The organism is Cellulosimicrobium cellulans (assembly GCF_042723955.1).
GTDB lineage: Bacteria > Actinomycetota > Actinomycetes > Actinomycetales > Cellulomonadaceae > Cellulosimicrobium > Cellulosimicrobium cellulans_H.
Genome location: NZ_JBHXIC010000059.1, coordinates 13,317 through 23,494, shown reverse-complemented (window position 1 = coordinate 23,494; position 10,178 = coordinate 13,317). Strand labels below are relative to the sequence as shown.

The window sequence follows — 10,178 nt, the reverse complement described above, 5'->3', positions numbered from 1 at the left end:
CTGGGGGTGGGGGGCGCGGGCGGGGCGGGGCGGGGGGGGGGGGGGGGGGGGCGCCCGCGCGGCTGCCCCCACGAGGGGCGCCCCCCCGCCGCACCGCGCCCCCGGGGGGCCCCCGGCGCCGTGCCGCGCCTTCCGGACGCGGCTCACGTGGAGGCGAGATCCCGTCGGCGGAACCCGGCGAGGGCGAGGACGAACAGGACGGCGGCGACGAGGGTGAGGCCGGTGAGGTAGGCCCAGTCGAGGTCCTCGCTGAACGCCGTGGGCACCCAGTGGAACGGGGAGATCCAGCTCGCCGCGTCGGGGAGGTCGTCGATGAGCCCGCCGAACATGCCGATGACGAAGGTGTAGGCGAGCAGCGCCCAACCGGCGCCGGTGGCACGCGGGGCCCAGGCGTACAGGGCGGCGGTGAGGCCGAGGTACACCAGGACCGCGGGCAGGTAGGAGGCCAGGACCTGCGTGTACCCGCCGAAGTCCGGACCGCCTCCGTCGACGGCGAGGGCCCCGAGCCAGACCGCGTAGACGCTGACCGCGAGCAGGGCGGTCGTGCCCAGGCCGGCGACGAGGAGCTGGGCACCGAGCCAGCGGTGGCGCGAGACGGGGGCGGCGAGCGCGACCTCGGCGCGCCCCGCGGACTCCTCGGCCTTGGGGCGCAGCCCCATGACGATCGCGTAGGCGGCGCAGCACAGCGCGCCGTAGAGCATCATCACCCCGAGGAAGGCCAACGAGAACTGGTCGGGGTCCGACCCGAAGATCGCTGCGACGGTCGGGTTGTCCGCGACGAGGCCGCCGACCATGTCGTCGATGTCCGGGAGCATCGTCCCGGTCGCGAACCACATCAGGCCCAGGCCGAGGCACGACCAGACCAGGGCAGCACGCTGCTGGAGCCACGCCAGCGACAGCGGGGTGCGCAGCCAGGGCTGGGCGTCGGGCCGTCCCTTGCGGGTCGCGATCAGGCCCGCGTCGAAGTCGCGGTGGGAGGCGAGGACGGAGGCGAGCCAGATCAGGAGCGCCGTCGCGGCGACCGACAGCAGCGCGGGCCACCAGCGAAGGTCGACGAACGCGCGCATCTGCTGGGCCCAGGCGATCGGGGACAGCCAGGACAGGGCGCTGCCGCCGGTCGCGCGCATGTCGCCTGCCGCACGGACGACGAACGCGAGCGCGAAGACGGCCAGGCTCATCCCGGTCGCGGCGCGGGCGTGCTCGGTGAGCTGGCAGAGCACGAGCGCGACGCCACCGAAGACCATGGCCGACAGGGCGGACCCGGTGGTCATGGCGAGGGAGTCGACGAGGTCGAGCCCGCCGACGGCGGTCATCGTCGCCGCGGACACGAGCGCGATGACGGCGTTGACCACGAGAAGGGTGAGCACGGCGGCGACCGCAGGGGCGTGCCGGCCGACGGTGGCCGCGCGGACCAGCTCGGACCTGCTGGACTCCTCCTCGGCGCGGGTGTGGCGCACGACGTGCAGGATGCTCATGAGCGCCAGCGCGAGCACGACCCAGGTGATGCCCTCGTTCGCCATCGCGACGCCGGTCGTGTAGTGGTCGATGCCGTAGCCGGGGCCACCCATGATGATCCCGGACGGGGTCTCCATGATCGCGGCGCGGCCCTGCTGGGCGGCCGGGTCGGCGAACAGGGTGTCCAGGGCGAAGGTGAAGTAGGCGTAGAACGCGACGAGGGACCCGGCCCACACGGCCAGGCGGACCCGGTCGCGGCGCACGATGAACCGGACGAGGCTCCACGTCCCGGTCAGGGTCGACCCGTCGGTCACAACCCGGGACGACGTCGACGCGTGCAGGGTCGCGGTGGTCATCGCGCACCCGCCCTCGAGGCGGAGGCAGGGCGGGCGCCGTCCACCACCGCCTGGGGCTCGTCGCCGTAGTGCCGCATGAACAGCTCTTCGAGCGAGGGCGGAGCGGCGGTGAAGGAGTGCACCCCGAGATCGCCGAGCACGGCCAGGACGCCCCCGATCTGCGCGTTGTCCACGTCGAAGGCCAGGCGCAGCCCGGCCTCGGTCCTCGTGGCGCGCACGTCGTGGACTCCCGGCAGGGCGGCCAGGGTCGCCGGGTCGGTGTCGACGACGGCGGTCACGCTGGACCGGGTGAGGTGTCGCAGCTCGTCGAGCGTGCCGGACTCGACCGCGCGCCCGGCGCGGATGATCGTCACGGTGTCGCACACCTTCTCGACCTCGGACAGGATGTGGCTGGACAGGAGCACCGAGGTGCCGGCCGCCCTGGCCTGCCGGACGTAGTCGGTGAAGACGGCCTCCATGAGGGGGTCCAGCCCGGACGTGGGCTCGTCCAGGACGAGGAGGTCGACCTCGGCGGCGAACGCCGCGACGAGGGCGACCTTCTGCCGGTTGCCCTTGGAGTACGTGCGTGCCTTCTTGGTGGGGTCGAGCTCGAAGCGTTCGAGCAGCTCGGCCTTGCGGCGCGGGTCGGCCTTGCCGCGCAGGCGGGTGAGGAAGTCGATGGCCTCTCCGCCGGTGAGGTTGGGCCACAGCGACACGTCGCCGGGCACGTAGGCCAGGCGACGGTGCAGCGCGACGGCGTCGCGCCACGGGTCGCCGCCGAGCAGCCGCGCGGTGCCGGAGTCGGCGCGCAGCAGCCCGAGCAGGACGCGGATGGTGGTCGACTTGCCGGCCCCGTTGGGGCCGAGGAAGCCGGCCACCTGACCACGGTCGACGGTGAGGTCGAGCCCGTCGAGCGCGTGGACGGTGCCGAAGGACTTGTGCAGGCCCTGGATCTGGATCGCGGGCGCGCCAGGGCGCGCCGAGGTCGTGCTGGTCATGGGAGCTTCCTTCTCGTGGAGGTTCGCTGGCGCCGCGGGGGGCGCGCGGCTCAGTCGAGCGGCGCGCCACCGTCGGCGGGCGGGTCGCCCACGTAGAGGAGGTAGTCGTCGAGCATGCGCCGGGTCGTGAGGAACCCCTCGGTGTACAGCTCGAGCACGGGCAGGGTGATCTCGTCGAAGAACCGCCGCATGAACGCGGTGAGGTTGCTCAGGTCCTCGGGCGGGTCCAGCCGGATCGACAGCAGCATGGCGCCCATCGCGGACAGGGTCAGGTAGCGGGCGCGGCGACGCTCGTCACGGCTGGGGACCGCGACGCCCGCCTCGACGGCGGTCCCGACGTACTGCTCGGCGTCGTCGACCATGTGCTGGACGAACGTGCGCGCCAGGGGCCCACCGTCCAGGAGCGAGCGCAGCACGTACCCGACCAGGGTGGCGTACTGCTCCGCGGTGGTGAAGTACTCCAGGAACGTGCCCGAGCTCGCGCCCACGATCGTCTCGGTCTTGGCCGTCCGGATCTGCTCCAGCACGTGCTCGTCGCACACCTGACGCAGCCCGTCCTTGGACCCGAAGTGGTGCACGACCAGGGCATGGCTGACGCCGACGTCCGCGGCGACCGCACGCAAGGACGCGCCGAACCCGTCCCGTGCGAACCGCTCGACCGCGGCGTCACGGATCCGCGCCCGCGTCGTCAGGTCCGACGCGACCGGCCCGTCCTCCGCGACAGGACGCTGTGCTGAACGCATGGTCATGATCCTAACCACGTGGTCAATCGCCTGTCGAGAGGCGTCAGCCGATGATCGCGGCGCTCTCGGGCCGGCGGAACAGGCGGGGTCGTTCGCGCAGCGCCAGAGCGGTGCCGAGCGTGATCGGCCCGAGCCGACCCAGGAACATCAGCGCGACCAGGATCAGCTGGTGCGGCCCGGCGAGGTCGGCGGTGATCCCGGTGGACAGGCCGGTGGTCGAGAACGCGGAGGTGACCTCGAACAGGACACGGTCCAGACCGTGGTGCGAGGTCGCGGTGATCACCAGGGTGGGCACGAGCACGGCTGCCACCCCGAGGAGAGCGACAGAGATCGCCTGACGCTGTGTCGCCGCCGCGATGCGCCGGTCGAACGCGTCCACGTCGGGGTCCCCGCGCAGCTCGGACCAGATGACGAACGCGAGCACGACGAAGGTCACGACCTTGATGCCGCCCGCCGTGCCGGCGCTGCCGCCGCCGATGAACATCAGCACGTCCGTGCCGAGCCAGGTGCCGTCGTTCATCGCGGACGTGTCGACGGAGTTGAACCCCGCGGTGCGGGCCATGACCGACTGCGTGAACGCGCCGAGGACCTTTCCCGCCGCCGACAGGGGACCGAGGGTGTGAGGGTTCGACCACTCGAGCACCAGGAAGAGCGCGGTGCCGGCAGCCAGCAGGATCGACGTCGTGAGGAGGGTGAGCTTGGTGTGCAGCGACCACCGCGCCGGCTTCGCACGGCGTCGACGGTAGAGCTCGAAGATCACGGGGAAGCCGATCCCACCCAGGATCACCGCCAGGCACAGCGGCACGCAGATCCACGGGTCGGCGACGAACGTGACGAGCGAGTCGGAGTACAGGGCGAACCCGGCGTTGTTGAAGGCTGAGACCGCGTGGAACACCCCACCCCACGCGGCCTCGCCCGGGCTCGCGCCGTAGCCCGCCGTCAGTCGCCCGGCGACGACGAGCGCGACGCTCCCCTCGACCGCCACCGTCACCCGCAGCACCCCCACGAGCACCGAGCGCACGTCGCCGAGCTGGACCGAGCGCGTCGAGGCCTGGGCGACCATCCGCGTGTTCAGGTCGAGGCGTCGCGAGATCAGCAGGCCGAGCAAGGACGCCACCGTCATCACGCCGAACCCGCCCAGCTGGATCAGGGCCAGGATCACGACCTGGCCGAACGGCGTCCAGAACGTCGGCGTGTCCACCACGACCAGTCCCGTCACGCACGCGGCCGACGTCGCGGTGAACAACGCCTCCAGCGGTGCGGCGACACGGCCCGTCGTCGCGACGGGGAGCATCAGCAGGACCGCACCGACCCCGATCGCGGCCGCGAACCCCAGCACCACCAGACGCCCGGGGCGGCGCCGCACCGGGCGGTCCCGACGCGCGCCCGACCAGGGCAGGAGTGGACGTGGCAACGACCCGAGAGACAGCACCCCACCGGTCTACCGCTCGTGGAGGGTCGATCAGCCCGGTTCTTACGGAACTCTTACGCCCGAGCTCTTGCGGAGCCCTGACACCCGACCGGCCCGCCGCGCTGCCGGGCCACGACGTGGACGAGGGCTCTTCCCGATGCCCCCTGCCCGCGCGAGGGACGACGAGCCGGTCGGCCGCTCCACGCGCCGAGCCCCCACGGACCGGTCAGCGCCTCTCCGCACCCTCCTGCCGCTGGAGCCATCCGAGGATCAGGCGGGTGGTCTCCTCCGGAAGCTCTTGCTGGATCCAGTGGCCGCAGTCCAGCTCCACCACCTCGACGCGCGGGACGAACGCCTCGAGGTTCGGCGCCCTCATGACCGTGTCCCGTGCGCCGTAGACCATCAGCGCGCGCTGGCGGACGATCGGGTCGACGTCCTTCATCAGCTCCCAGTTGCGGTCCACGTTGCGGTACCAGTTCACGCTCGGGGTGAAGCCCGAGGCCTCGAACGCGTCGACGAACACCGCCAGCTCGGCGTCGCTCATCACCGGCTCGCCGCGCGGGGCCTCGGCGTGCGCGAGGCCGAGGAGCCACATGCCCGGCTCCGGCTCGGCCGCGGGCTCGTCCTTGCGGTACAGGTTGCGCAGGAACCGTCGTGCGTTCGCGTCGAACACGGCGTCCGCCACGCCCGGCTGACGGTTGAAGTGGACGAAGTACGAGTCGCTGCCGACCACCGCCTCGATGAACGCGAGGGGAGGCACCTCACCGCGCTCCATGTACGGCACGCTGAGCGCGACCACCTGGTTCACCCTGGTCGGGTGCAGCACCGCGGCGCTCCACACCACGTTCGCGCCCCAGTCGTGGCCCACGAACGTGGCGTCCGCGTACCCGTAGTGGTCCAGGAGCCCGACGAGGTCGCCGGTCAGGTGCACGACGTCGTAGTCGGAGACCTCGGCGGGGCGGGACGACCTGCCGAAGCCGCGCTGGTTGGGGGTGATGACGTGGTAGCCCGCGGCGGCGAGCGCCGCCATCTGGTGGCGCCACGAGAAGGCCAGCTCCGGCCAGCCGTGGCAGAGGACGACGGGTCGGCCGGCGTTCTCCTGCCCGGCCTCGAAGACCTCGAGCTCGATGCCGTTGACGGCGACCATGCTCGCCTCGGGAAAGTCGGTGGCGTGTGACACGGTGTTGTCCTTTCAGCGACGTGCCGATGCGCGCGGTGCGGCGATCGGTCGACGCGACCGTAGAGACCGTCGCGGACAGGAGATGTCCTCGATGCGCGGGAGGCTGGGACCATGCCGACGGACCCCACCAGGCGTGCGCTCACGCTGCTCTCGCTGCTCCAGACCCACCGGTTCTGGCCCTGCGCGGAGCTCGCCGGGCGGCTCGACGTGACCGAGCGGACGGTGCGCCGGGACGTGGACCGTCTCCGGGGGCTCGGCTATCCGGTCGCCGCCACCTCGGGCAGGTACGGGGGCTACCGCCTCGAGGCCGGGGCGCACCTGCCGCCGCTCGTGGTCGACGACGACGAGGCCGTGGCGCTCGCCGTCGGGCTCGGCTGTGCGGCGGTCGCCGCCGTCGACGGCATGGAGGAGACGTCGCTGCGGGCCCTCGCCAAGGTCGAGAGCCTGCTGCCGCACCGACTGCGCAGGCGGGTGGCGGCACTGCGGACCAGCGTGACGCCCGTGCCGTGGCCCACCGACCAGGACGTGGTCGACCCGGGCACGCTCAGCGTGCTCGCGGCGGCGTGCCGCGACCACGAGCTCGCACGCTTCGACTACCGCGCCGGCGACGGCAGCGAGACCCGGCGCCTGGTCGAGCCGCATCGGCTCGTGACCGCCGACCGCCGCTGGTACCTCGTCGCGTGGGACCGGGACCGCGACGACTGGCGCATCTTCCGGCTCGACCGGCTCACGCGTCCGCAGGCGACCGGGGGCCGCTTCACACCCCGGGACGTCCCCCGTGGTGGCGCCGCGGCGTTCGTCGCCCACGCCATCGGTGCGACCGCCCGGGGGGTCGTCGCCACGCTCGTCCTGGGTGCCGAGCACGACGACCTCGCCGAGGTGCTCCGGTGGGAGGACCACGAGGTGGTCGAGTCCGCGCCCGGGGCCGTGGTGGTCCGGATCCGTGGCGAGGACGTCGGGCGGCTGGCCCTGACGGTCGCTCGCCTGGCTCTCAGCACCCCCGTGCGGGTGGTCGAGCCCGACGACGTCGCGCGCGCCGTCGAGCGCCTCGCCGCCCACCTCGCGCACCGGCACCGGCCCTGAGTGCGACGGCCTCGCGGTCGCCGCGCCCGTCGTCGGGGGCGGCGGATGTCGGCGGTCCGCGCGATGATGTGCGGGTGAGCGAGAGCACCCCCGCGACGTCCGCCCCGACCACCCCGACCGTGACGGACGAGGAGGTCCCCGCCACGTCCGCCGCCGCGCTCGACGAGGCCGCCGCCCAGCGGCGGTGGGCCGAGCTCGTCGCCCAGGTCGAGGCCGACCAGCGCGCGTACTACGAGGAGGACCAGCCGGTCTCCTCGGACGCCGAGTACGACGCCCGGATGCACGAGCTCCAGGCGATCGAGGCCGCGCACCCCGCGCTCCAGTCGCCCGAGTCGCCGACCCAGCGCGTCGGGGGCCGGGCCGCGGCAGGTTTCGCGACCGTCCAGCACCTCGAGCCGATGCTGTCGCTCGACAACGCGTTCAGCGAGGAGGACCTCGCGGCGTGGGCGGCGCGCGTGCACCGCGACCTCGGCGTGGCCGCGGACGCCGAGGTGGACTACCTGTGCGAGGTGAAGATCGACGGCCTCGCCATCGCGCTGCTCTACGAGAAGGGACGGCTCGTCCGGGCGGCCACGCGCGGCGACGGGCGCACGGGCGAGGACGTGTCCGCCAACGTGCGGACGATCGGCAGCATCCCGCAGCGCCTGGGCGGCGACCCCGCGACGCACCCCGACGTCATCGAGATCCGCGGCGAGGTGTTCATGGGCGTCGCGGACTTCGCGGCGCTCAACGAGAAGCTCGTCGCGGCGGGCCAGGCACCGTACGCGAACCCGCGCAACACCGCGGCCGGGTCGCTGCGACAGAAGGACCCCGCGGTCACGGCGAGCCGCAACCTGCGCATGTACGCGCACGGCGTCGGCGCGCTGCAGTGGGAGGCAGGCGAGCACGCCGAGCTCGCGCGGCAGTCGGACGCGTACGACCTGTTCGAGCAGTGGGGCGTGCCGGTGTCGCCGCACAACCGGGTGGTGCGCGGCCTCGACGAGGTCATGGAGCGCATCGCGTACTTCGGCGAGCACCGCCACGACATCGAGCACGAGCTCGACGGGATCGTCGTCAAGGTCGACGAGCTCGCCCTGCAGCGCCGGCTCGGCGCCACGAGCCGCGCGCCGCGGTGGGCCATCGCCTACAAGTACCCGCCCGAGGAGGTCAACACGCGTCTGCTCGCGATCCAGGTCGGCGTCGGGCGCACCGGCCGGGCGACCCCGTACGCCGTCATGGAGCCCGTCAAGGTCGCAGGCAGCACCGTGCGCCAGGCGACCCTGCACAACCAGGACGTGGTCCGGGCCAAGGGCGTGCGGATCGGCGACATGGTCGTGCTGCGCAAGGCCGGCGACGTCATCCCCGAGATCCTCGGCCCCGTGGCGGCGCTCGCGGACGACGGCTACCCGCGCGAGGACTTCGTCATGCCGGCGGACTGCCCCGAGTGCGGCACGCCGCTGCGCCCCATGAAGGAGGGCGACGTCGACCTGCGTTGCCCCAACGCCGAGTCCTGCCCGGCGCAGGTGCGGGGCCGCGTCGAGCACGTCGGTTCGCGCGGCGGCCTCGACGTCGAGGTGCTGGGCGAGGTCACGGCGGCCGCTCTCACGCAGCCGCTCGAGCCCGCCGAGCCGCCGCTGCGCACGGAGGCCGGGCTGTTCGAGCTGAGCGTCGAGCAGCTCGTCCCGATCCGCGTCGTCGTGCGGGACTCCGAGACGGGCCTGCCGCGCGAGTACGACGGCACGGGCGAGCCCGCGGAGATCACGATGCCGGACGGCTCGACCGCGACCGTGAAGTCGGTGTGGCCGTTCCGGAAGAAGCGCAAGCTCTCCAAGGCGGCGGAGCGCGAGGCGATCGAGGCGGGCGAGCCGCTCTTCGAGGCGTCGACGAACGCGACGAAGCTCGTGGAGGAGCTCGAGCTCGCCAGGACGAAGGACCTTTGGCGCATCCTCGTGAGCCTCAACATCCGGCACGTCGGCCCGGTCGCGGCCCGCGCCCTGGCGGACTGGTTCGGCTCGCTCGACGCGATCCGGGCCGCGTCGCGCGACGAGCTCGCGGCGGTCGAGGGCGTGGGTCCGGTGATCGCGGACCAGGTCGTCGAGTGGTTCACGGTCGGCTGGCACGTCGAGATCGTCGACCGCTGGCGCGCCGCGGGCGTCCGGTTCGACATCCCCGGCCACCCGGGTCCTGGTGCCCGCCAGGAGCCGACGGGCCCGCTCGCCGGCCTGACCGTCGTCGTCACGGGCTCGCTCGAGGGCTTCAGCCGCGACGGCGCCAAGGAGGCCGTGATCGCCGCCGGCGGCAAGGCGTCGGGGTCGGTCTCCAAGAAGACCGACTTCGTGGTGGTCGGGGCGAACGCCGGCTCGAAGGAGGCGAAGGCCCGCGACCTCGGTCTGCCGATCCTCGACGAGGAGGGATTCGTCGCGCTGCTCGCCGGCGGGCCCGACGCCGTCGCGGACCGGCTCGGTGGCGACGCGTCCGGCGCGGACGACGAGGCAGGTTCCGGCACGGACGGCTGAGTCGTCCGGCGCGCCGCAGCGTCGCGGGAGTGGGTCAGGGCGTCGACGGGCGTCGCGCCACGACCTCCCGCAGCCGCGCTACTCCGTCGGGCGGGACGGGCAGCGACGGGCCGCGCGGGGGAGCGGTCGGTACGCCGAGGAGGTTCGCGAGCGCGTGGAACCCGCTCACCGGGCGCAGGCGGGCGAGGACCTCGGCGAGGTCTCGCAGCCAGCCGACGACCTGCGCGTCGGGTTCCGTGCCCGCAGCCCGTGCGCGCCGGAGCGCCACGTACTCGTCGGGGACGAGCGCGGCGAGCCCCGTGTGCCAGGCGTCGGCCGCTTCCGCGCCGCCGACGATCGCCGGGTCGCCGCTCAGCCCGACGCTCACGTCGAGACCGTCGGGGGGCGGGGGCGCGGGGGGGGGCCCCGCCCCCGGGGGCGGCGCGGCGCGGGGGGGGGGGGGTGTGGCCCGGGGGGGGGGGGGGGGGCGCGGGGGGGC

8 protein-coding genes are annotated in these 10,178 nt (G+C 73.7%); 2 read left to right on the top strand and 6 right to left on the bottom strand.

Annotated elements, in window-relative coordinates; all coding sequences use genetic code 11:
- Nucleotides 1–143: 143 nt before the first annotated feature.
- The 5 genes from ACFWH7_RS15110 to ACFWH7_RS15090 form a co-directional block, all read right to left on the bottom strand.
- Nucleotides 144–1,811 carry an ABC transporter permease gene (locus tag ACFWH7_RS15110; RefSeq protein ID WP_378217406.1) on the bottom strand — a complete coding sequence of 556 codons (1,668 nt, stop codon included), beginning with the start codon at nucleotides 1,809–1,811 and terminating at the stop codon, nucleotides 144–146.
- On the bottom strand, nucleotides 1,808–2,788 hold the full coding sequence (locus ACFWH7_RS15105; protein WP_378217404.1) for an ABC transporter ATP-binding protein: 981 nt from the start codon (nucleotides 2,786–2,788) through the stop codon (nucleotides 1,808–1,810). The genes ACFWH7_RS15110 and ACFWH7_RS15105 overlap by 4 nt, the downstream gene beginning before the upstream one ends.
- 50 nt (nucleotides 2,789–2,838) lie before the next feature.
- Nucleotides 2,839–3,531: a TetR/AcrR family transcriptional regulator gene (locus ACFWH7_RS15100; protein ID WP_378217402.1), complete on the bottom strand. Its 693-nt coding sequence runs from the start codon at nucleotides 3,529–3,531 to the stop codon at nucleotides 2,839–2,841.
- 43 nt (nucleotides 3,532–3,574) lie between these two features.
- Nucleotides 3,575–4,870: a TrkH family potassium uptake protein gene (locus tag ACFWH7_RS15095; RefSeq protein WP_378217400.1), complete on the bottom strand. Its 1,296-nt coding sequence runs from the start codon at nucleotides 4,868–4,870 to the stop codon at nucleotides 3,575–3,577.
- A 298-nt stretch (nucleotides 4,871–5,168) separates the two neighbouring features.
- Nucleotides 5,169–6,122 carry an alpha/beta fold hydrolase gene (locus tag ACFWH7_RS15090; RefSeq protein ID WP_378217398.1) on the bottom strand — a complete coding sequence of 318 codons (954 nt, stop codon included), beginning with the start codon at nucleotides 6,120–6,122 and terminating at the stop codon, nucleotides 5,169–5,171.
- Nucleotides 6,123–6,233: 111 nt separating this feature from the next.
- Between ACFWH7_RS15090 and ACFWH7_RS15085 the strand changes: the two genes are divergently transcribed.
- Together ACFWH7_RS15085 and ligA are read left to right on the top strand one after the other, a co-directional pair.
- Nucleotides 6,234–7,205 (top strand): helix-turn-helix transcriptional regulator, encoded by a 972-nt coding sequence (locus tag ACFWH7_RS15085; RefSeq protein WP_378217396.1) that lies wholly within the window; start codon nucleotides 6,234–6,236, stop codon nucleotides 7,203–7,205.
- A 74-nt stretch (nucleotides 7,206–7,279) separates the two neighbouring features.
- Nucleotides 7,280–9,700: an NAD-dependent DNA ligase LigA gene (gene ligA, locus ACFWH7_RS15080; RefSeq protein ID WP_378217394.1), complete on the top strand. Its 2,421-nt coding sequence runs from the start codon at nucleotides 7,280–7,282 to the stop codon at nucleotides 9,698–9,700.
- Between the two features lie 34 nt (nucleotides 9,701–9,734).
- On the opposite strand, the gene ACFWH7_RS15075 is transcribed toward ligA, so the two are convergent.
- Nucleotides 9,735–10,067, bottom strand: coding sequence for a hypothetical protein (locus tag ACFWH7_RS15075; RefSeq protein ID WP_378217392.1), 333 nt, complete (start codon nucleotides 10,065–10,067; stop codon nucleotides 9,735–9,737).
- Nucleotides 10,068–10,178 lie beyond the last annotated feature (111 nt).